Source organism: Corynebacterium sp. HMSC070H05 (assembly GCF_001837615.1).
Classification (GTDB): Bacteria; Actinomycetota; Actinomycetes; order Mycobacteriales; family Mycobacteriaceae; genus Corynebacterium; species Corynebacterium coyleae.
On record NZ_KV833341.1, the window covers coordinates 175357 to 198172 of the forward strand.

Annotated in this window: 18 protein-coding genes; 16 read left to right on the forward strand and 2 right to left on the reverse strand. The window is 60.6% G+C overall.

What is annotated here, in order from left to right:
- Positions 1-9 precede the first annotated feature (9 nt).
- Genes HMPREF2617_RS09060 through smc form a run of 4 tightly spaced genes read left to right on the forward strand, consistent with a single transcriptional unit; the run spans position 10 to position 5843 of the window.
- Entirely contained in the window at positions 10-516 is a 507-nt protein-coding gene (locus HMPREF2617_RS09060; RefSeq protein WP_070422244.1) for a flavin reductase family protein, read from the forward strand.
- A gap of 52 nt (positions 517-568) precedes the next feature.
- Positions 569-2050: an alanine/glycine:cation symporter family protein gene (locus HMPREF2617_RS09065; protein ID WP_070840551.1), complete on the forward strand. Its 1482-nt coding sequence runs from the start codon at positions 569-571 to the stop codon at positions 2048-2050.
- Positions 2051-2068: 18 nt separating this feature from the next.
- Positions 2069-2353, forward strand: coding sequence for an acylphosphatase (locus HMPREF2617_RS09070; RefSeq protein WP_070450968.1), 285 nt, complete (start codon positions 2069-2071; stop codon positions 2351-2353).
- 31 nt (positions 2354-2384) lie between these two features.
- A complete protein-coding gene (gene smc / locus HMPREF2617_RS09075; RefSeq protein WP_070840552.1) occupies positions 2385-5843 on the forward strand; it encodes a chromosome segregation protein SMC in 3459 nt (1152 codons plus the stop codon).
- A gap of 29 nt (positions 5844-5872) precedes the next feature.
- Here smc and HMPREF2617_RS09080 read toward each other — a convergent pair whose 3' ends face one another.
- Positions 5873-7363 (reverse strand): HNH endonuclease signature motif containing protein, encoded by a 1491-nt coding sequence (locus HMPREF2617_RS09080; protein ID WP_070840553.1) that lies wholly within the window; start codon positions 7361-7363, stop codon positions 5873-5875.
- A 190-nt stretch (positions 7364-7553) separates the two neighbouring features.
- Between HMPREF2617_RS09080 and ftsY the strand changes: the two genes are divergently transcribed.
- Complete coding sequence (gene ftsY, locus HMPREF2617_RS09085) at positions 7554-9191, forward strand: signal recognition particle-docking protein FtsY (RefSeq protein ID WP_245167866.1); 1638 nt, start codon at positions 7554-7556, stop codon at positions 9189-9191.
- A gap of 111 nt (positions 9192-9302) precedes the next feature.
- A complete protein-coding gene (gene ffh / locus HMPREF2617_RS09090) occupies positions 9303-10931 on the forward strand; it encodes a signal recognition particle protein (protein WP_070422388.1) in 1629 nt (542 codons plus the stop codon).
- Positions 10932-10989: 58 nt separating this feature from the next.
- Here ffh and HMPREF2617_RS09095 read toward each other — a convergent pair whose 3' ends face one another.
- Positions 10990-13185: an acyltransferase family protein gene (locus HMPREF2617_RS09095; RefSeq protein WP_070422249.1), complete on the reverse strand. Its 2196-nt coding sequence runs from the start codon at positions 13183-13185 to the stop codon at positions 10990-10992.
- A 391-nt stretch (positions 13186-13576) separates the two neighbouring features.
- Here HMPREF2617_RS09095 and rpsP point away from each other — a divergent pair, with 391 nt between their 5' ends.
- From rpsP to HMPREF2617_RS09145, 10 genes are all read left to right on the forward strand, one after another.
- Positions 13577-14071, forward strand: a complete 495-nt coding sequence (gene rpsP, locus HMPREF2617_RS09100; RefSeq protein ID WP_070840554.1) for a 30S ribosomal protein S16 — start codon at positions 13577-13579, stop codon at positions 14069-14071.
- A gap of 133 nt (positions 14072-14204) precedes the next feature.
- Positions 14205-14984 (forward strand): SDR family NAD(P)-dependent oxidoreductase, encoded by a 780-nt coding sequence (locus HMPREF2617_RS09105; RefSeq protein ID WP_070450976.1) that lies wholly within the window; start codon positions 14205-14207, stop codon positions 14982-14984.
- A gap of 41 nt (positions 14985-15025) precedes the next feature.
- The gene (rimM, locus tag HMPREF2617_RS09110) at positions 15026-15526 is read left to right on the forward strand and encodes a ribosome maturation factor RimM (protein ID WP_070840555.1); all 501 of its coding nucleotides are present in this window, start codon (positions 15026-15028) and stop codon (positions 15524-15526) included.
- Positions 15519-16598: a tRNA (guanosine(37)-N1)-methyltransferase TrmD gene (trmD, locus tag HMPREF2617_RS09115; protein WP_070840556.1), complete on the forward strand. Its 1080-nt coding sequence runs from the start codon at positions 15519-15521 to the stop codon at positions 16596-16598. The genes rimM and trmD overlap by 8 nt, the downstream gene beginning before the upstream one ends.
- Positions 16599-16702: 104 nt before the next feature.
- Positions 16703-18088, forward strand: a complete 1386-nt coding sequence (locus HMPREF2617_RS09120) for an anaerobic C4-dicarboxylate transporter (RefSeq protein ID WP_070840557.1) — start codon at positions 16703-16705, stop codon at positions 18086-18088.
- A 36-nt stretch (positions 18089-18124) separates the two neighbouring features.
- Positions 18125-20443, forward strand: a complete 2319-nt coding sequence (locus HMPREF2617_RS09125; RefSeq protein WP_070840558.1) for a Tex family protein — start codon at positions 18125-18127, stop codon at positions 20441-20443.
- A 114-nt stretch (positions 20444-20557) separates the two neighbouring features.
- On the forward strand, positions 20558-20905 hold the full coding sequence (rplS, locus tag HMPREF2617_RS09130) for a 50S ribosomal protein L19 (protein ID WP_070422256.1): 348 nt from the start codon (positions 20558-20560) through the stop codon (positions 20903-20905).
- 177 nt (positions 20906-21082) lie between these two features.
- On the forward strand, positions 21083-21841 hold the full coding sequence (gene lepB, locus HMPREF2617_RS09135) for a signal peptidase I (protein WP_070840613.1): 759 nt from the start codon (positions 21083-21085) through the stop codon (positions 21839-21841).
- A gap of 4 nt (positions 21842-21845) precedes the next feature.
- Entirely contained in the window at positions 21846-22496 is a 651-nt protein-coding gene (locus HMPREF2617_RS09140) for a ribonuclease HII (RefSeq protein WP_070840559.1), read from the forward strand.
- Entirely contained in the window at positions 22493-22798 is a 306-nt protein-coding gene (locus HMPREF2617_RS09145; RefSeq protein ID WP_070422258.1) for a DUF2469 domain-containing protein, read from the forward strand. Before HMPREF2617_RS09140 ends, HMPREF2617_RS09145 begins: the two co-directional genes overlap by 4 nt.
- The last annotated feature ends 18 nt before the right edge of the window (positions 22799-22816 follow it).

Below are 22816 nucleotides of genomic sequence, written 5' to 3' on the forward strand. Positions count from 1 at the left end.
TTAGAAGACATGGTTGATCAGCAGACGTTCAAAGTCGCGATGTCCCAGGTTGCCGCTGCAGTTGCCATTGTGACGACAGGGACGCAAGCATCGGCACACGGCACAACGGTCAGCGCATTCATGTCACTTTCTCTCGAACCACCGATGGTGCTGGTCTCGCTAGACCAGAAGTCATCGCTGCTCGCGAGGTTGGAGATCGGCTCACCGATCGGTATCAACGTGCTGTCCACCGAACAGAACGAGTTGGCGCGCAGGTTCGCTGACAAGCTCGAGGATCGTTTCGCGGGGGTGGATTGGCGCATTGCCGACGGCGCACCGAAACTTGCCGGCGACCACACCTGGATCGCCGGCAACGTTAGCCGCATCATCGAAGCAGGGGACCACTTCCTCGTCTTGGTTGACGTCACTGCCACCGAAGTTACCGCAAACTGCCCGCTGCTGTACTGGCAACGCGAGTTTGGCACCCACGGGCCAATCCAACCCGGAGAGGTGCAGACCAAATCCATAGAGGGGTAGTGCGCTCGATCACGTTGGGTAATTGAGACAACCCAGGGATAAGCTGCCCGCCATGGATTCAGCTACCTCATTTGTCGAGGGATCGCTCAATGGCGTGATTTGGAGCCTCGTACCGTGGTTCCTCGTTGCTGCCGGCATCTACTTCGGCTTGCGCACATTATTCGTTCAAATCCGCATGTTCCCGGACATGCTCAAAGCCGTTGCAGAAACCCCGAAGGGCAAAGACCGCGAAGGTCGAGACCTCGATGAAGAGTACGGTGGCTTGTCGGCCTTCAAGGCTTTCACCATCTCTGCCGCCTCTCGTGTCGGCACCGGCAACATCGCCGGTGTCGCACTGGCAATCTCCATCGGTGGCCCCGGGGCCGTGTTCTGGATGTGGATGCTCGCCTTGCTCGGTGGTGCGACCGCATTCGTCGAATCCACGCTGGCCCAGCTGTGGAAAACCAAGGACAGCGACGGCAACTACCACGGCGGTCCGGCCTACTACATGACCCGGGGCCTCGGATGGAAGCCACTCGCGGTGCTGTTCTCTGCCTTCCTCGCCATCACTTACGGCTTTGTGTACAACGCCATCCAAACCAACTCCATCGCTGAAGCGGTTTCCGGCTCGTTGGGCAACGACTCTGTCGCTGTGAAAACCATCGTGGCTGGTGTCGTCGCCGCACTCACCGCGCTCATCATCTTCGGTGGCGTTACCCGCATTGCATCTTGGACCCAGGTGATCGTTCCGTTCATGGCCGGTGCCTACATCTTGATTGGCCTCGCAGTGCTGGTGATCAATTGGCGCGAGATCCCAGGTATGTTCGAACTCATCGTTGGCCACGCTCTCGGCCTCAAGCAGGTTGCGGGCGCGACCGTTGGCGCAGCCTTCGCACACGGTATGCGTCGTGGTTTGTTCTCCAACGAGGCAGGCATGGGTTCGGCACCAAATGCTGCCGCGACTGCGACCGTGTCTCACCCCGTTAAGCAGGGACTTGTGCAGGCCCTCGGCGTGTACTTTGACACCCTGCTCGTGTGCTCCATCACCGCGTTTGTTGTACTGCTCGGCCCCGCAATCACCTATGGCCGCGATGACATCCAGGGTGCCTCGCTGACGCAGTCTGCACTCGCCGATTCTGTCGGCGCCTGGGGCGCACACGCCATCACATTCATCCTGTTCTTCCTGGCGTTTTCTTCCGTGATCGGTAACTACTACTTGGCGCAAGCTAATTTGCAGTACCTCACCGACTCCAAGTCCGCGTTGACCACGTTCCGCATTGTTGTTCTCGGCTTCGTCATCTTCGGTGCGTTCGGATCTGTGCCGCTCGTTTGGGCCCTCGGCGACACGATGGCCGGTCTTCTGGCGCTTTTCAACATCATCGCAATCGTTCCGCTCGGCGGGGTAGCGCTGAAGCTGCTGAAGAACTACAACGAACAGCGTCGCCGAGGAGAAGACCCTGTCTTCCACCGCGACATGCTGCCGGAAGTCAAGAACGTTGAGTTCTGGGACGGCTCCGACCCCGTCACCCGACGCAGCGCAGAGGATCGCATCTAGGTTGTATTCTCGGGCGGTATGGCTGAGAAACGCATGACCGCCCACGTCCACGGCGAAGTCCAGGGGGTGGGGTTTCGCTGGTGGACACGCTCCCGCGCCCTCGAACTTGGGCTTGCGGGATACGCCAAGAACCTTGCAGATGGCCGCGTTGAAGTGGTTGCGGAGGGGGAGCAGGGTGGCGTCGAAAAGCTTGAAAAGCTCTTGCGGGAAACACCCTCTGGTTCGGGGCGCCCTGGGCGCGTGGACCATGTGCAAGCCCAGTACAGCGCACCGAAGGGTGCGGTAGGATTCGACGAACGTTAAAAGCCGCGCCCGAGCGGGTAATATTGCGCAAATGCACCTGAAATCGCTGACGCTCAAAGGATTTAAGTCCTTCGCGTCCGCGACAACCATGAAATTCGAGCCGGGCATCTGCGCCGTCGTCGGGCCGAACGGCTCGGGAAAATCTAACGTCGTCGATGCACTCGCGTGGGTGATGGGCGAGCAAGGTGCGAAAAACCTGCGTGGCGGGAAGATGGAAGACGTCATCTTCGCCGGTGCCGGCGGGCGCAAACCACTCGGACGTGCCGAAGTCACGCTTACTTTCGACAACACCGACAAACGATTGCCCATCGACTACACCGATGTAGCAATCACTCGCCGCATGTTCCGCGACGGTGCGTCCGAATACGAAATCAACGGCTCCAAAGCACGTCTCATGGACATTCAGGAGCTGCTGTCCGACTCCGGTATCGGCCGCGAAATGCACATCATTGTCGGCCAGGGCAAACTCTCCGAAATCCTTGATTCGCGCCCTGAAGAACGTCGCGCGTTTATCGAAGAAGCCGCTGGTGTACTGAAGCACCGTCGTCGTAAAGAGAAGGCACAGCGCAAACTTGTCGGCATGCAGGCGAACCTGGATCGCCTCACCGACCTCACCGACGAACTGGGCAAGCAACTCAAACCGTTGGCGCGGCAGGCAGAAGCCGCGAAACGTGGGGCGGCGGTGCAGGCCGAACTGCGCGACGCCAAACTCAAGCTCGCAGGTGACCAAGTCGTGCGTTTGCGAGCGAAGCTTTCCGATGCCGCCCGTGCTGCCGAACTCCTCGAAGAACAGGTAGAAACCGTTACCGCGCAACTCGAGGAATACACCGAAGCGCAGGAGAGCATCGAAGCACAGCAGCAGGAAGTACAGCCCAAAGCACAAGAAGCACAGCAGGTGTGGTTTGCGCTATCGACGCTGGCGGAACGGGCGAGTGCTACGGAACGCATCGCATCGGAGCGTGCTCGGAGCCACAACGCGGATGTTGCCTATGCCGGGCAAGACCCGGAAGACCTCGAAGCACGGGCACGGATTGCCGACGAACGCTACGCGGAAGCCGTCGAAGCAGCCGAAGAAGCAGCAGAACAGCTGGAAACGGTACGAGAAGAAGTCGCGGAACGACAGGAAGCTTTCGATGAAGCTGAGCGCGAACACATGGCGCAGGTGCGTGCGATCGCGGACCGTCGCGAAGGCGTAGTGCGACTGCTTGCTCAAGAAGAATCGCAGGCGCAAGCGGTTGAAGCTGCTGAGGAGGAGATTCGGCGTTTCGACGAGACGCTTCAAGAAACCCGTGAACGTGCACGCCAAGCTGACGCTGAGGTTGTGTCCGTTGAGGAACGCATCGCGGCGTTTGAGGCGGAACGCGCTCCACTCGACGCCGCATTCGCCCGCGCCCACACCGAATCTGACGCTGCAGAGAAGCGCCTCGAACAACTTCGTTCTGAGCAGCGCGAACACGAACGCAACGTAGCAACGCTTGAATCGCGCATTGCAACGCTGTCTGAGCAGACGCCGAAAATGGATGCCGCCGAATTGCTCGACGGTTTCTCACCGCTAGCGGGTTTGCTGACTACAGAGGCAGGTTTGGAAACGGCGCTTGCGGCGGCCCTCGGCGACTATGCCGAAGCGCTCGCAGGTGATGTGTCCGACGAGACCGTGTCGCGGTTGGGGAATGCGAGTCGTACGGTGGTCGTCGATACACGAGGCGGCTCCACATGGCGCCTGGAGACCGACGTTGAGGTGGACTGGCTGCTCGACCACGTCACGCTGGACGAAGCAGTGGCTGGTCCGGTGACACGTTTGCTCGCTGACACTGTGGTCGCAAAAAATGTTGAGCTGGCTCGTGCCGTCGTCGAACAAGACCCGAGATTACGAGCCGTCACACACGACGGCGTACTTGTCGGCGAAGGCTGGATCGCAGCCGGCTCCGGGCAAGCAACCACGGTTGAAGTCTCCGCCCGCATCGAGGCTGCTCGCGTGGAACTTGAAACGGCCCGCCAACAACTCAGCGAACTCGCAGGCACGTTTGAAGGTGCGAAGGTTGCGGCGGAAGAAGCCCGAGTCAACGCCGCGTCGGCGCGTGCGTCTCTTCGAGAGCACGACACCGAACTCGAAGCCTGGCGACGCGATCGCACCCGCTTGGTCAAGCAAGCTGAAGCGAACAAGTCGGAGCACGAACGAGCTGCGCAGCGCGCCAACGAAGCTGACGCACGGCTTGCGCAACGCCGCACCGAACTGGAAGAAACTCGCGACCGCCTCACCCGAGTGGACACGGACGTATCCGCCTCACCCGAGGAGCCGTCATCTGCCGAACGCGACGCTGCCCGAAACGCGCTAAACCACATCAAATCCATGGAAATGGAGGCCGTTCTCGCCGCGCGTACTGCACAACAGCGGGCAGAGGCGGAAGTGGGCAAGGGAGACGCGCTACGCCGCCAAGCCGAGCAAGAACGTCAGGCGAAAGCCCGCCATGACGCTGCGATGGCAAGGCGTCGAGCAGAGGCAGAGCTAGCGGGGGTCGTCGAGAAGCACGCGCGCGACCTTGCCGCCCGAATCGAGGACGCGTTGGCACGCGCGACGGCGCAACGCGATGAGCTCTCCGCCCAGACGGCGAGCCTGCAGGGACAGTTGCAGCAAGCTCGTCAGCAGGTCAATGCCACGCGCCAACAATTGTCTCGATTGACCGACAACGCACACGCATCCGATATTGCCCGCTCGCAAGCACAGGTGCGTATCGACGAAGCCGAAGCCAACATCACCTCCACCCTGGGCATCGCCGTAGCCGATCTGCTTGATGGGTACACCCCAGGTGAGGACTTTGACCGCGAAGCAGAAGAGAAACGTCTCAAGCGGGCAGAAAAGGATCTGCGCGCGCTGGGTAAGGTCAACCCGCTGGCCTTGGAGGAATACAAGGCGTTGGAGGAGCGGTATTCGTTTCTTTCTACGCAGCTTGATGATGTTATTCAGGCGCGCAAAGACCTCACTGGTGTGATCGAGGACGTTGACGCACAGATCTTGCAGTTGTTCACCGATGCCTGGACGGATGTGGAGGCCGAGTTCCCGCGAGTGTTCCAGACGCTCTTCCCGGGTGGTGAGGCGCGCTTGGTGCTCACCGAGCCAGACGACATGTTGGCCACCGGCATTGAAATTGAGGCCCGGCCACCGGGTAAGCGTGTCAAGCGGCTTTCGCTGCTTTCCGGTGGTGAAAAATCGCTGACAGCCTTGGCGTTTCTGGTCGCTATCTTCCGTGCGCGTCCAAGTCCGTTTTATGTGCTCGACGAAGTTGAGGCGGCGCTCGACGACGTCAACCTGCGCCGGCTCATTGCCCTTCTGGAGGAACTCCGTCAGGATTCGCAGCTCATTGTGATCACGCACCAGAAGCCAACGATGGATGTTGCGAACGTGCTTTATGGCGTGACTATGCGTGGCGATGGCGTCACTCGAGTGCTGTCTCAACGCATGCAACCTGCCGGTGCAGCGCCTGGGGTGTAGCACCTGGGGCGTAGCACAGCGCAAGATGGCTACCCGGTGTCCGGTGCGAACAGGGGTGGATCTGTTCCCGGTAGTTCTTGGTCGTCGAAACTTGGGTGTTTGTCCCGAATTTTTCGTTTATGCCGCTGACCGGGTGACTGTTCGAACTGCCATGTGCTGGTCGTGGTCGGTGGCCCGCCGTCGGCTGGATGGTGGGTGATGTCCCAGGTGTCGGGGTCTTTTTCGAAGTGTCCCTTACCGCCGGCTCCGTCTCTGTTGTCGTTGTTGCATCTGTGGTGTTCGCGACATAGCAGTATCAGGTTATTGAGGTCAGTGACACCTCCGTGGAGGTAGGACTGCAGGTGGTGGGCTTCGAGTTCGACGCCAGGTTTGGTGCACCCGTTCCAGGCGCAGACACCTTGGGTAGCGAGTAGGACGAGGCGCTGTTCAATCGACGCGAGGCGGGCGCGTCCGAGTGATAGTGGCACACCGGTTGCAGAGTCGAGTTGGAGAGCAAAAGTGTCTCCTGCTAAGCCCAGGTGAAGAATGTCGAGGGCAGTGAGATCCACACTGGTATTGGTGGAAAAGCGTGTTTGCCAATCAGCACCGACCAGATCTTCCAGGGTCAGTGTCACCACAACGGTTCCGATGCCGCGGTCGCGCGTGATACGTGCCTGGGAGTAGTTATCCAGGATGTGCATGAGTTGGTCGAAGCGGCGTTGTTGTTTCGTGCGGGTGTCTTTGGAGCCGTCGGGTAGGTGAGAGCCGGGGGCTTCTCCGGCGGCGAGGGCTGCTTCGAATTTTGCGCGTGATGCGGCGTCAAGGTAGAGCCGGGCGTAGGAGCCGCCGTCTGCATCGGTGGGTCCGAAGGAGATGCCTCGTTTTTTAAACGCGGCTAGGGGGTCCTTTTTCTTTTCGTAGTCCAGCCCCGCGCGGTTGGCTTTGCGGACGAGGTCGGTGACGAGCTTCCGGAGCTCTTCGGGGGTCATGCGTGCTGCGGCTTCCATGGCTTGGGAGTAGCACTCGAGGTAGCCCGGGTTGGCGTGTTCGTTGAGGTCCTTGAGCGCGTTGGAGATAATGCGCTTCTTTTCTTCGGAGGCTTTCTTTTCTCGTGCAGCCTTGCGGGCGCGTTCCTGGGCTTTCTTTTCTTGTTCTTTGCGTCGTTGTGCTTCTTCTTCTGCGGCGCGCTTTTCCTCTTCGGTTTGTTCCGGGTTAGTTGGTGGGGCTGGGATATCGGGCTCGCCGAAGAGGCGCTTGCCGTGGTTGAGGAGGTCGAACGCCTGGGCACGGGAGAGGCCGAGGCGTTGCGTGAGGTATTCCACGGGATGGTTGGCGCCGACCAGGGATCCGGCATTGTCCCTTGTGCAGAGATGTGCGAAGGCGGCGTTGACGTTTCCGAGCAGTGGCAATGAGCCGTGTAGCCGCTCTATTGCTTGGTGGGTGCCGAGGAGGTGGAGGGAGTCGGGTTCCATCATGAGGTTGGACAGCGCTTCTAGTCCAGCGGTGATCTGGTTGACGTGTTGGTCGATGATGGTTGTCATGGGTCCCCCTCTCGGCTACGTGTGCTGCTAACTGAGTTGAAAATGAAGCTACAGACCAGGCCGACACGATCGCCACACATTCGAACACCCGTTCGTATGGATGGGCCTGACCTGCAGCGTTGATTCGTCGATAAGCAATGTGTCTATTGCTGTTCCACCTTGTGTCGTGGCGGCTGGCACACTAGAACGCATGAATACCACTGAGTTGATGAACTCCCCGGCCCTTTGGGTGGCGGTTGCGGTCGTCGTTGCCGTGCTGATCATCGTGGGCATCGTCGTTGCGGGGAAGAAGCGCAAGGAGTCGAAGACCGTTTCGTTTGAGAAGCCGGAGGAGCCGAAGGAGCTCACTCAGCAGGAGAAATCCGGCAATTATCAGGCGAAGGGCGGTTTCAATTTCGCACCGGCGGATGCTCAGCCGAAGCAGCCGGAGCCGATTCGTCGTGACCAGCCGGTTCTGCCGGTAGTCGAGCCTGAAAAGGCCGAGCAGGAGCCGAAGACTGTTATCGAGAAAGCAGTTGCGCCTGATGAAGAGCCATTGCTTGTCGACGACACCACCAGCACGGAGGTAGATCAGCCGGAGCCGGCCGAGCGGCCTGTGGAGGAGCCTGTCGTTGAAGAATGTGCCGTGCCAGAACCGGAGCCGGCACCAGAACCTGAGCCGGTAGCAGAGCCGAAGCCAGCTCCAGAACCGGAGCCGGAACCTGCTGTCGATGAGGCAGAAACCCCTGAGGCCGAATCGGAAACGCCCGATGCGCCAGACACACCAGACACGGCGGAGGCAGAGGAGGCTGCTGCGGCTGCTGTAGTGGCTCAAGAGGGTGCTGAAGAGGCGCTCCAGGATGGCGCTGAGGTTTCCGATGAGGCTGTCGTTGTTGAGGCCCCCGCGAGCGAACCGATCGATGACATCGCTCCAGCAGCAGGTCGCATGGGCAAGCTTCGTGGCCGCCTTTCCCGTTCTCAGAACGCCATCGGCCAGGGTCTGCTTGGCATTCTTTCCGCTGGCGATCTGGACGAGGACGCGTGGGAGGAGATTGAAGACACGCTGATCTTGGCCGATATCGGTGCGGGTCTGACGATGAAGATCACGGACAACCTGCGCGAGAAGATCGCTGAGCGTGGTGTGGAAAACGAAGCGCAGGCTCGTGCGATGCTGCGCGAAACTCTGATTGAGGCTGCCCGTCCGGAGCTCGACCGTTCGATTAAGGCGATGCCGAATGACGGCAAACCGGCCGTGATCTTGGTTGTCGGTGTCAACGGCACCGGTAAGACGACGACTACCGGCAAGCTTGCTCGTGTGCTCGTGTCTATGGGGCACTCGGTGGTGCTTGGTGCTGCGGATACGTTCCGCGCGGCGGCTGCGGACCAGTTGGAGACCTGGGGCAAGCGCGTCGGCGCTTCCACGGTTCGTGGCAAGGAGGGTGCGGACCCGGCTTCGGTGGCCTTCGATGCTGTGGCAACTGGTGTTGACGAGGGTGCTGATGTGGTGCTCGTCGATACGGCGGGCCGCCTGCACACCTCCACGGGTCTGATGGATCAGCTGGGCAAGGTCAAGCGCGTCGTGGAGAAGAAGAGCAACGTCGATGAGGTGTTGCTGGTGCTCGACGCGACGGTGGGGCAGAACGGCATTGCGCAGGCGCGTGTCTTCCGTGAGGTTGTTGACATCACGGGTGTGGTGCTGACCAAGCTCGACGGCACCGCCAAGGGCGGTATCGTTTTCCAGGTTCAGGAGGAACTTGGTGTGCCGGTAAAGCTGGTTGGTCTTGGTGAGGGCGCGGACGATCTTGCGCCGTTTGAGGTTGAGAGTTTCGTCGACGCTCTTCTCGGCTAAGCGCTTGCTTGTCGACGACCCCGCGCCCCCGGTGATGTGCCCATCACCCGGGGCGCGCGCTAGTCTTGTGGGGATTCTTTTCCGCTAGAAGCAAAAGGGAGCGTGCACACCGTGTTCGAGTCACTGTCCGACCGCCTCCAATCAGCCCTGGGTGGTCTGCGAGGCAAGGGCAAGCTCACCGAGGAGGATATTAACGCCACGGCTCGCGAGATTCGTATCGCGTTGCTGGAGGCGGACGTGTCGCTTCCGGTTGTGCGTGCGTTTATTAAGCGCGTCAAGGAGCGTGCCCTCGGTGCCGATGTTTCGGCAGCGCTGAATCCGGCGCAGCAGGTCATCAAGATTGTTGATGAGGAACTGACAAACATTCTCGGCGGTGAGACTCGCCGGTTGAATTTGGCGAAGAACCCGCCGACCGTGATTATGCTCGCCGGTCTGCAAGGTGCTGGTAAGACCACCCTGGCAGGTAAGTTGGCTAAGCACTTGGCTAAGCAGGGCCACACCCCGATGTTGGTGGCGTGTGACTTGCAGCGTCCGGGTGCGGTGCAGCAGCTCCAGATTGTTGGTGAGCGCGCTGGTGTGCCGACGTTTGCCCCGGATCCGGGTACGTCCATCGACTCGTATGAGCACGAGATGGGCACCTCGCACGGTGATCCGGTTGCGGTGGCGCAGCAGGGTATTGAGCACGCCAAACAGAACAAAAACGATGTGGTCATCATCGATACTGCGGGCCGCCTCGGTATCGATGAGACCCTGATGACTCAGGCCCGCAACATCCGTGATGCAGTGAATCCGGATGAGGTCATCTTCGTTATTGATGCGATGATCGGTCAGGATGCGGTGTCTACCGCCGAGGCGTTCGCTGCTGGCGTCGACTTCACTGGTGTTGCACTGACCAAACTTGATGGCGACGCCCGTGGCGGTGCCGCGCTGTCCATCCGTGAGGTCACGGGCAAGCCGATTCTCTTTGCGTCGTCTGGCGAGAAGCTCGACGACTTCGACGTGTTCCACCCGGACCGCATGTCCAGCCGTATTCTCGGCATGGGTGATCTGCTGTCGCTGATTGAGCAGGCTGAGCAGACTTATAACGAGCAGGACGCTGAGGCAGCCGCAACCAAGTTGGCTTCCGGCGAACTCACACTGGAGGACTTCCTCGACCAGTTGCTCATGATTCGTCGCATGGGGCCGATTGGCAACCTGCTCAAGATGATGCCTGGCGGCAAGCAGATGAACCAGATGGCGGACATGGTCGACGAGAAGCAGCTCGACCGTATCCAGGCCATCATTCGCGGTATGACTCCTCAGGAGCGCCAGGATCCGAAGATTTTGAACGCATCGCGCCGCAAGCGCATCGCTAACGGTTCCGGTGTGAAGGTCTCGGATGTGAACCAGTTGGTGGAGCGCTTCTTCGAGGCGAAGAAGATGATGGGGCAGATGGCCAGCCAGTTCGGCTTGCCGGGTATGCCTGGCATGGGCCGAAGCGCTACTAAGAAGAAGCCGAAGGGTCGCCGGGGCAAGAACGGCAAGCGCAAGCCGGTGAAGCGCGGTGGAAATCAGGGCATGCCGAAGATGCCAGGGATGCCAGGAATGCCAGGAATGCCGGGCATGGGTGGCGGTATGCCGGATATGAAGGATTTGGAAAAGTTGCAGAGCCAGCTTCCTGCGGGCATGCAGGGCATGGATCTCAACAACCTCGATTTCAACGAGGCGATGAAGCGTATGCAGAAGGGGAAGTTCTTCTAGCGCGCAGCGCGCCGCAGCGCGAACGCTTCACAGATCAAAGGGGGGAGAGGCCAGCACTTTAGAGGGTGTTGGCCTCTTCGCCATCTTGGGCAGAGTCGGTGGCGGTTTCGGGGGCCAGCGTGGTGTCGTCGATAAGCCCAAGCTTGTTGAAGATCGGGGTGAGCTCTTCCCACATCAATGGGGCGAGCGATTCGGCGTACGCGTTGGAGATGTGATTCTGGTCGCGGTAGATGTAAATGTTGCCGATCTGTGGCGGGCAGATGCCGTCGATGCAGTACCAGCTGGCGGTGTCGATTTCCCACTGGTTGTAGCCGCCGTCGAGGAAGTACTTCGCAGGGTCTTCAGGGGAGTAGACCACGTGTGCGTCCATGGAGCAGTCGGCTTCGGAGTATCCGGCTACGAGGCACAGGTTGGGGTCCATTGGGTCGCCGTCGGGGTTGAACATCCATGGGTTGTCGCGCAGACCGACGAATGGGATGCCGTATTCAGCGAGGCGTTGCCAGAAGTTTGCGTATGCGTCAGGCACGTAGTCCTGAGAGGCGATGCCACCGCCTGCGTGACCTGCGGGGCGTGTGGAGGTGGAGATCACCATGGCAGGGTTGAGTTCGACGAGTTCTGCGAACGCGTTCTCGCCCCATTCTGCGCATTCTGGCGAGACAATGTCGGCGTTGGCGGGGTCCCAGGGGCCTCCGACGACGAGTGGGCATTCTTGGCGCACGAATGTTGCAACTTTGAAGCCGTGGCGTTTGCCAAGGATGTCCAGTGGGATGCCGAATGGTTCGATGTGGGAGCCGCCGACCAGTGCGATGGTGGTGTCGGCTTCCAGGTCACCGTATACGCAGTGAGGTCCCGGCATGATGTCTGGGCCTTCGGGGAGGAAGACCATGCAGTTGTCCAGCCCGATTGGTGGGTAGATGCCTGCAACCAGGTTCGGGTCTGGTCGGGCTTCGACGTCGGGGACTTCGGCGCCGGCGAGTGCGAGTGCGCCTGGGTAGATGGCGGGGTCGAGGGGTTTGTCGGCGTCGTCGATACGATCGTTCCAGATTGGCTGGATGGCAAGTGCTGCGGCAAACAAAGCGGCGGTGAGCACACCACCCGTTGCGCGGAATTTTCCGGGCCACGTGCGTAGCGACGACCCCGCGTCGCGCACCGGCGTATCCATGGCACGCGGGCGCGCACGATGCTGGCGTAGTGGATCTTCCACCAGCATGTGGGTGATGTGTGCGAGGGCGAGGGACACGGCGATGACACATGCGCCGAGCCATGCTGGGGGAACGGCGTATCCGCCGAGGGCGGTGACGATGATCAAAAGCGGCCAGTGCCAAAGGTAGAGCGAGTAAGCGATCTTGCCCAGCCAGGTCATGGGTGCAGATGCCAGCACGCCGGAGACAGCGTTGCTGTTGCCTGACAGGATGACCAGTGCGGCACCGGTCAGTGGCAGCAGTGTGAGGGGGCCGGGGAATGCGAGCGACGTTGGGATAACGATGCCGGTGATGGTGATCATTGCGACGCCGAGTAGCGCAGTGAACCAGGCGAAACGCTGTGGGAAGAATCGCTCGGCTGGTACGAAGGCGAGCAGTGCGCCGAGGGAGAGTTCCCATGCGCGAGAGAACGTGGAGTAGTAGTTGGCGCCGGTGCCGACGAAACCGAAGCGGGAGGCCCAGGCGAAGGAGGCGATAGTGATGAGTGCCAGCACTCCGATGGCTACGCGTCGCGCCCAGACAGGGTTGGCTTTGAGCTTCGATACTGCAACAGCCAATAGGGTGCCCATGAGGATGCCGAAGATGTAGAACTGGCCCTGGACCGACATTGACCACAAGTGCTGTAGCGGGGATGTTTCCTGGCTTGCTGCAGCGTAGTCGGCATTTTGGGCGATGAGTTCCCAGTTTTGGTAGTACAGCATCGACGCTGTGACTTGGCTCGCGAGCTGCTGGCTCATCAGTTCTGGCGTAAACGCGAGAACGAGAAGGACAACGCTAACGATGACAAGTGCGAGCGCCGGTACGAGTCGGCGGATGGTGCGCCACAGGGGCCACCACGGGTTCAGGTTTGGGTTCGGACGCAGAGCGTATCGCAGTTGCCCGCCAAGGAAAAAGTAACCGGACAGCAGCAGGAAGACGTCGACGCCACCAGAGACACGTCCGACGAAGACGTGGAACAGGACGACGAGTGCGATGGCGTATCCACGCAGCCCATCGAGGTCGACGCGGTATGCGGTCGAGCCTTTTGTCGACTGTGCCGATTGTCCTGCCATCGTGTCCAACCTTGTCAACTACTTCTATTTCGTTACAGGCGACGTGTATTGCAGCTGGCAATGCGCGTCGCAATCGGTAAAGACCATACAGTCTGAACTTTGCATGACCGAACCAGCCACACCGGGGCATTGCAAGGCATTGCCGTGCGGGAGTTTGGTGTCTTGGGGTTTTAGCCCGTAAGGTGTCAAAGGTTGTCTGACGTCATTGTTGGCGTTTGGCACGACAAGTCTATAACTGCGTACGCGCCGGATCCGTCTGGATCCTTCCCAGGTTGCCTGGGAGGGGATGGTCGACCGGCCAGGCACGCGCAGGGTAAATAAGAAGGGTTGAACCGGCTCGTCGAGAAGCGGCGAGTGTCTGCACTGCCCAGTGACCTAAAGGAAGTACACCATGGCTGTAAAGATCAAGCTGCAGCGCGTTGGCAAGATCCGCAACGCTCAGTACCGTGTCGTCATCGCTGATGCTCGCACCCGTCGTGACGGTGCTGTCATCGAGAACATCGGCATCTACCACCCGAAGGAAGAGCCGTCGCTCATCCGCATCGATTCCGAGCGCGCTCAGTACTGGCTGGGTGTCGGCGCACAGCCGACCGAGCCGGTGCTCGCGCTGCTGAAGGTGACCGGCGACTGGCAGAAGCACAAGGGCCTCGACGGTGCTGAGGGCACCCTCAAGGTTGCTGAGGAGAAGCCGTCCAAGCTCGACCTGTTCAACCAGGCTCTGGAAGAGGCTAAGAACGGCCCGACCGCTGAGGCGATCACCGAGAAGCGCAAGAAGGCTAAGGAAGACGCTGAGGCTAAGGCAGCTGCTGAGGCTGCAGCTGCCGCAGAGGCCGAGGCTGCAGAGGCTGAGGGCGAGTCCGCTGAGGCTGAGTCCGAGGAGGCATAAGCCTTTCGCTTATCGACGACACCCCGCACCCGCACACATTTCGTGCCGATGCGGGGTTTTTCGTGCTGCGACTTTGTAAAACTTGCGTACGGTTGGGCATGCAGACATTTCCTAATCGAAAGGGGAGCGGATCATGGCTCGTACGTTTTTGGTGACTGGTGGCGCGGGCGGCATTGGCAAGGCCACTGCGGAGTTGCTTACCTCTCGCGGTCACAAGGTGATTACTGCCGATATTGCGAATGCGGATATCAATGCGGACCTCACAACTGTTGAGGGCCGGCAGGCACTCGTTGATGAGGCAACCAAGCTTTCCGAAGGAAAGCTCGACGGCGTCATTGCGAATGCCGGTATGCAGGCGCCGACGCCGAAGACCGCGCAGGTGAACTACTTCGGCGCGGTGGCAACGCTTGAGGGGCTTCGTCCGCTGCTGGAGAAGTCGGATGCGCCGCGCGCTGTGGTGACGGCGTCGATCGCATCACTGCAGCCGGCGGATGACCAGTTGATTGAAGCGATGCTTGCTGGTGATGAGGAAGCCACCGTCAAGCGTGGTCAGGAACTTGCTGACCAGGGCCCCGAAGTTGCATACCTTAACTACTCGTCCTCTAAGCAGGCCATTGCTCGTTGGGTGCGCAAGAACGCGATCTCCGAGGAGTGGGCTGGCAAGGGCATTGCGCTCAACGCTATTGCGCCGGCCGTCGTGATTTCCCCGATGACTGAAGAGCTGCGCAACACCGACGAAGGTCGTGCGCAGTTGGCACAGGTGCCGATGCCGCTGAACGGTTGGATGCCGGCAGAGGCTGCGGCCAGCTTCATTGCATGGCTGACCAGTGAGGAGAATACCCACCTGTGCGGCCAGGTTGTCTTTATCGACGGCGGCTTCGACGCCACAGTTCGTGGCGACAAGGTCTGGTAGGCCGACAAGGGCAATTTGTGGGGCTGCTACCGTAGCCGATTATGGAGCTCAACATTGGCCGCGTCGTGAAGTCGCATGGCGTGAAGGGTGAGGTAGCAGTCGAGCTACTCGCCGACGAGTCTGAAGACCACATTGTTGTCGGCGAGGTGCTCACTGGCCGCCAGGCTGGCAAGGAACAGCACTTGACCGTGAAGACGGTTCGGCCTCATCAGAAGCGCCTCCTCGTCAGTTTTGAGGAGGTGCCAGACCGCACTGCCGCGGACAGTCTGCGTGGCATGAAGTTTTTTGCAGAACCTCTGGAGCGCGACGAGGATTCCGACGAGTACTACAACCACGAACTCATCGGGTTGAAGGTCCTCCATGACGGCGATGAAGTTGGCGCTGTTACTGGCGTGATGGATGCGCCGAATCGCAAGATTCTGGAGATCGACTATCACGGCAAGGAAGTCCTCGTGCCTTTCGTTATGGAGTTTGTGCCGGATATTGACCTCGCTGATGGCTACCTGGTGATTACCCCGCCGGAGGGACTGCTTGATGTCTAACCCGAAGCCGGTGCTTCGCCTCGATGTCGTCACCATTTTCCCGGAGTACTTGGACCCGTTGCGCCACGCGCTGCTGGGCAAGGCGATTGAGCAGGGCATCCTGTCCGTTGGAGTGCATGACCTGCGTGATTGGGCGACGGGTAACCACAAGTCGGTAGACGCGCCCCCTCTGGGCGGTGGTCCTGGCATGGTGATGAAGCCGGAAGTGTGGGGGCCGGCGCTCGACGATATCGCTGCGGGACGCACAGGCACGGAGCTGGACTCGGCGGCCAAGCACCGGAATGACAAGTTGCGTCACGACGATGTCGCAAACGTTGCACCACGCCCTTACGAATCCCCAGTGGCAGGCGATGACGCCTCAAAGCCGCTGTTGCTCGTTCCCACACCGGCCGGAAAGCCATTTACGCAGGCGGATGCCCGTGCCTGGTCGCGCGAGGAACACATTGTGTTCGCTTGCGGGCGCTACGAGGGAATCGACCAGCGTGTCTTTGAAGACGCGAAGCAGCGCTACCGGGTGCGAGAGGTGTCCATCGGTGACTATGTGTTGATCGGCGGCGAGGTCGCCGTGCTGGTCATCGCGGAGGCAGTCACCCGGTTGATCCCCGGAGTGCTCGGCAACACTGAAAGCCACGAGGAGGACAGCTTCTCGGATGGGTTGCTTGAGGGCCCGAGTTACACAAAGCCGCGGCTTTGGCGGGGGATCGAGGCTCCGGAGGTGCTTACCTCTGGCGACCACAAGAAGGTTGATGCGTGGCGCCGTGAGCAGTCGCTGAAACGCACCCGTGCCGTCAGGCCTGAATTGCTCGAACAGGTGGAGCTCAGTGAAGAGGACCGCTTCATGCTGGATTCGCGTGAGGTTGTGTCGGTGTTCGAGGTGGGCGGGCAGCGGGTCGTCGCAAAGCAACTGCGACGGGCGCTGAAGCAGGCAGGCTACCGCGCGGAGACGATCGAGCGGAACGAAACGACGCTCACGGTAAAAGGGCGAACCGCGCTGTCGCTGGAGGATGCGACGCAAGCGGTTGCGGATGCGTTGCCGAAGGGCACGCAGTGGAGCGGGTACACGGCAGGGTAATGCCTGCTGAGGTGGTAGAAATCACCTTGGAATAATTTAAAGATCTGATCATTGATCGCGTAATGTTTGGTGTGTTACACGCGTTGCAAAACGAAAGGACACCCATGCTCGCGTCAGTGCTCGACCCCACCTCGGGGATCGCAATTGTCCTTCAAATCGCCGTCATTCTTAGCGCGCTTCTGCTCGGTACGCGTTACGGGGGCCTTGGGCTTGGTCTGATTTCTGGCATCGGCCTTATGCTCATGGTCTTCGTCTTCGGACTGGAGCCGGGCGAACCACCGGTGGGCGTCATGCTCACCATCATCGCAGTCATTGGCTGCGCGGCGACCCTCCAACAATCGCGCGGATTGGAGGTGATGATGCAGCAAGCCGAGAAGCTCCTTCGCGCCCACCCCGAACGGATCACCCTGCTGGCTCCGGTGACCACATGGTTCCTCACCGTGCTGTGCGGTACCGGCCACGTGGTCTACACCATGTTCCCGATCATTGAGGACATCGCGGTGAAGAAAGGGATTCGCCCGGAGCGCCCCATGGCGGTTGCGTCCACTTCGGCGCAGATGGGTATTACAGCCTCGCCGGTGTCGGTGGCCACTGTGTCGCTCGCGTCGATTTTGGCGGAACACGCCGGTGTTATCGATAAGGCGTACTCGATCCCGCAGATTCTTATGGTTGCCATTCCGGCTTCACTTTCCGGCGTGATCTTGGCCGCGCTGTGGTCGTTGCACCGTGGCAAGGATCTGGACAAGGACCCGGTGTTCCAGGAGCGTATGCAAGATCCGGCGTTTGCGGAGTCCATCCAACAGTCCAGCCACTCGCTTTTGAACGAGGTCTTTCCAAAGTCCGCCCGCAACGCGGTATGGGTCTTCCTTGCCGCGATCGCGTTCGTGGTTGTTCTCGGCGCGTTTGAGGGCCTGCGTCCCGCGTTCGACGACGGCGATGGTGGCATGAAGCCGCTGTCCATGAACCTCGCCATCCAGATGGTGATGCTCTTTGCCGGTGCGATCATCTTGCTGTTCTGCAAGGTGGATCACAAGAAGATCGCCTCGACTCCGGTATTTAAGGCGGGCATGACCGCGGTGTTCTCCGTGTTCGGTGTTGCGTGGATGGCGGATACATTTTTCGCGGCGCACATCGACCAGCTCGAATCCAGCCTCGGTTCCGTTGTGGAGGCCGCCCCGTGGGCGTATGCCATCGTGCTGCTGATTGTGTCTAAGTTGGTGAATTCCCAAGCTGCGGCACTGGTCGCCATCGCACCGATCGGCCTGGCGCTAGGCATCGACCCGAAGATCATCGTCGGCTTCTACGGCGCGGCGTATGGCTACTGGATTCTGCCCACCTACCCGTCCGACCTGGCTTGCATCGGCTTCGACCGCACCGGCACCACCCGAATTGGCAAGTTCGTGATCAACCACTCGTTCCTGATCCCGGGTGCGATCTCGGTGTTCACTTCGTGCGTGGTGGGCTCGATTCTGGCACAGGTGCTGCTGTAAAGCTTCCGCGAGAACGGCGCGACTAAGATCGCCCGAATGACATCAATCGCAGCCACCATCGCGAACGAACTCAACATTCGGGAATCTCAGGTCGAGCAGGCGCTGAAACTGCTCGCCGAGGGCAACACCGTGCCGTTCATTTCCCGCTACCGCAAGGAAGCCACCGGTGGGCTCGACGACGGGCAGTTGCGCCATATTGAGGAGCGCAACACCTACCTCGTCGAGCTCGCTGAGCGCAAGACCGCGGTGCTCGAAAGTATTGAGGAGCAGGGCAAACTTACCGACGATCTCAAACGCGAGATTCTCGCAGCCGATACGAAGGCGCGCGTTGAGGACCTCTACTTGCCCTACAAGAAGCGTCGCAAGACTAAGGCGGATATCGCCCGCGAGGCAGGTCTTGAGGATTTGACGCAGTTGCTTATCGACGACCCCACCGCCACCCCCGAGACCCTCGCCGAAAGGTTCCTCTCCGAAGGCTTCCCGGATACGAAGGCTGCGCTTGACGGTGCTCGTGCGATTTTGGTGGACCGGTTCGCCACCGATGCCGACCTTGTTGGAGCCGTGCGCGACCGCGTCTACGAACAGGGCACCATGCGCTCCTCGGTTGTTGAGGGCAAGGAGCAGGAAGGCGCGAAGTTCGCGGACTACTTTGACTTCTCGGAGCCGTTCGACAAACTGCCCAGCCACCGCATTTTGGCGCTGTTGCGTGGGGAGAACGAAGGTGTACTCACGCTCAACCTCGACCCGGGCGACGAGTCCGTTTTTGGGGGCATGATTGCGGATCGTTTCGATCTGCCGGTGAAAGACTCCGCCTGGCTGGCCAAGGCGGTGCAGTGGGGTTGGCGCACGAAGCTGCAGGTGTCGGCCAACCTGGATACCCGTATGCGTCTGAAGGAAAAGGCCGAGGAGGGCGCGCTGCAGGTGTTCAAGACCAACCTGCGCGACGTGTTGCTCGCCGCCCCCGCAGGTCAACGCGCAACGCTCGCGCTTGACCCGGGCTACCGCAACGGCGTGAAGTGTGCGGTTGTGGACGGCACCGGCAAGGTGCTGGCCACGACAATCGTCTACCCGCACCAGCCGCAGAACCGTTGGGACGCGTCGCGCGCGGAGTTGGCTTCGTTGGCAGCACAGCACGGGGTGGAACTCATCGCTATTGGCAACGGCACCGCCTCGCGCGAATCGGAGAAGCTCGCCGGCGAGGTTGCGGACCTCATCGCGCAGGCTGGCGGCAAGCGCCCGACGCCGGTGGTCGTGTCGGAATCTGGTGCATCGGTCTATTCAGCAAGCCCGATTGCGGCGGAGGAGTTCCCGGACATGGATGTCTCGCTGCGCTCCGCAGTGTCCATTGCCCGCCGTTTGCAGGATCCTTTGGCGGAATTGGTCAAGGTTGACCCGAAGTCGATCGGCGTGGGCCAGTACCAGCACGACGTGAATCAAACGGCGCTCGCACAGACGTTGGACGCTGTGGTGGAGGATGCGGTGAACTCGGTTGGCGTGGACGTCAACACGGCTTCGGCACCACTGCTTGAGCGTGTCGCTGGTCTGTCCGGCACGGTGGCGAAGAACATCGTGGCGTACCGCGACGAGCACGGCAGTTTTGCTACCCGCAAGGAGTTGGGCAAGGTTCCGCGTCTGGGGCCGAAGGCGTTCGAGCAGGCCGCTGGCTTCCTGCGTATCCAGGGCGGGACGAACCCGCTCGATGGCTCCGCGGTGCACCCGGAGGCCTACCCGGTGGTGGAGCGAGTTGCCCAGGCGACGGGCCTGAACACCGAGCAACTCATCGGCAACACGGCGGTACTCACCAAACTCAAGCCGGCGGATTTCGCTGACGACACTTTCGGCGTGCCTACCGTGACCGACATCCTGGCCGAGCTGGACAAGCCGGGGCGCGACCCGCGCCCCGAGTTTAAAACCGCCGAGTTCAAGGAAGGCGTCAACGAGGTCAAGGATCTCAACCCCGGCATGATCTTGGAAGGCACCGTGACCAATGTTGCGGCTTTTGGCGCGTTTGTGGATGTGGGTGTGCACCAGGATGGTCTGGTTCACGTCTCCGCGATGAGCCACAAGTTTGTTTCCGACCCGCACGAGGTGGTGCGCTCCGGCGAAGTAGTCAAGGTCAAGGTGATGGACGTGGATGTCGCCCGCAACCGCATCGGGTTGAGCCTCCGGCTTGACGACGAGCCCGGCCAGCCCGGCCAGCCCAACAGTCAGAAACAACGCAGCGGGCAGAGCCGTGGCCAGAACCGTGGCGGCCAGAAGCAGCGCCAGGGGCGAAACCAGAACCGGGGCGGTGATCGTCGTCAAGCAGCTGGCTCGATGGCGGACGCGCTTAAGCGTGCCGGATTTGGGAAGTGACCGGGCAGTATGTAGAATGCTGCAGGTTGTTGTAATCGACACGAACCGGCCGAGCGCCCTGATTGGGGAAGTGCCGCCAGGGTCCTCTGTCCGAAAACGAAAAGGATTGCTTTCATGAGCAACGGCATTATTGATCTGGTTGACGCAGGCCAGCTCCGCGACGATATCCCGGACTTCCGCCCGGGCGATACCCTCGACGTTCACGTTAAGGTTATCGAGGGTTCTGTGACCCGTACCCAGGTGTTCACTGGCTTCGTTGTGCGTCGCCAGGGCAGCGGTATCCGCGAGACCTTCACCGTCCGCAAGGTTTCCTTCGGTATCGGCGTTGAGCGTACCTTCCCGGTGCACTCCCCGAACCTGGAGAAGATTGAGGTCGTCCGCAAGGGTGACGTCCGTCGTGCGAAGCTGTACTACATGCGCGATCTGCGCGGTAAGGCTGCTCGTATTAAGGAGCGTCGCTAGTCTTAGCCGCACCACGTGCCCCGTCCGAGTTTCTCGGGCGGGGCACGTTGCGTTCTCAGGGTGTCGGGGTGCGGTGCTAACCTATCCGGCGTGACCAACGCAAATGTGCCCGCAAATGGGCAGCCCCAAACCCCTAAGCCGCACAACCCGTACGCTGCCGAGGGTGCGGCGTACGAGGTGAGCACTGCAGACAGCGCTGCAAACGGCGCTGCAAACGGCGCTGACAGCAGCGACGAGAAGCAGAACCTGCCCTGGTACGTCGAGATCCCGGTGGTAGTTGTGCTCACGTTGGTGATCATGTTTGTGCTGCAAACGTTTATCGGCCGGCTGTACGTCATTCCGTCGGCGTCGATGGAGCCAACGCTGCACGGCGAGGACGGTTCGGGCGACCGCATTTTTGTGGAGAAGGTCAGCTATTACTTCTCGGACCCTGAGCCGGGTGATGTCATCGTGTTCGCCGGTACGGATTCGTGGAACACGGGTTTTTCCTCCAACCGTTCTTCGAACCCTGCGATTCGTGGGTTGCAGGAGGTGGGTTCCTGGGTTGGTTTGGTGCCCAAGGATGAAAACACGTTGGTCAAGCGCATCATCGCTACCGGCGGACAGACTGTCTCGTGTCAGGCGGGCGACCCGGCGGTCATGGTTGATGGTAAGCCGATCGATCAGTCATACATCTTGCAGCCGAACTTCTACCCGGTCGATGAGGAGACCGGTTCGGATGCGTGTGGTGGTCCGTACTTCGGCCCGGTGACGGTGCCGGAAGGCCACTACTTCATGATGGGCGATAACCGCACCAACTCGCTGGACTCTCGCTACCACTTGGGGGATCAGTTCCAGGGAACTATTCCGGAGGAGAATATCCGCGGCAAGGTGCAGGCGGTTGTCTTCCCGCTGAACCGCCTTCAGGGTGTGTCGGACCCGGATATTCAGCAGTAGGGTAGTGCGCCGTCTTAAGCAGTTGCGCACCTACGAGGTCGCGTTGGACAAGGCCGGGCTGGGGCCGGTGGCGGGGGTCGACGAGGCTGGCCGGGGTGCGTGCTTCGGCCCTGTGACCATCGCCGCGTGCGTTTTGCCCACCAAGCCGATTGCTGCGCTTGAGGGGTTGACGGATTCGAAGAAGCTTACGGCGAAGAAGCGCGAATTGCTTTTCGACGAAATCCGCAACGCCGCCGTCTCCTACCACGTCATTCATATCCCCGCGGCAGAGATTGATCGGCGCGGGATCCAACACGCCAACCTTGATGGGGCCCGTCGCGCCGTCGCAGGCCTGGATGTCGATCCGGGTTACGTGCTCGTGGACGCGTTTCGTGTGCCGGGGCTTCGCGCACCGCAACTGCCAGTTGTCGGCGGTGACTACACCGCGCGTTGTATCGCTGCGGCGAGTGTGCTGGCAAAGGTGAGCCGCGACAGGCTTGTTGTGGAGATGGCTCGGGACTATCCGCAGTACGGGTTGGAGGGGCACAAGGGCTATTCAACAAAGGTGCATATGGACGCGGTGCGCCGCCACGGGGCGAGCCCGGAACATCGTTATAGTTATGCGAACGTCAGGGACGCTGACAGGTTTCACACTGAGCTAAGGGGTCATGTATGAGCGCCGAGGATCTTGACAACTACGAGGCAGAAGTTGAGCTGTCCCTGTACCGCGAATACCGCGATGTGGCGAGCCAGTTCTCCTACGTTGTGGAGACGGACCGCCGCTTCTACCTGGCTAATGCGGTGAAGCTGATTCCGCACACGGAGGGTGGCGACGTCTACTACGAGGTTCTCATGTCGGATGCGTGGGTGTGGGACATGTACCGTGCGGTGCGCTTCGTGCGTTACGTGCGTGTGATCACCTACAAGGACGTCAACATCGAAGAGCTGGATAAACCCGAACTGACATTCCCGGAGTAGGGAACCGGGGCGTGCATT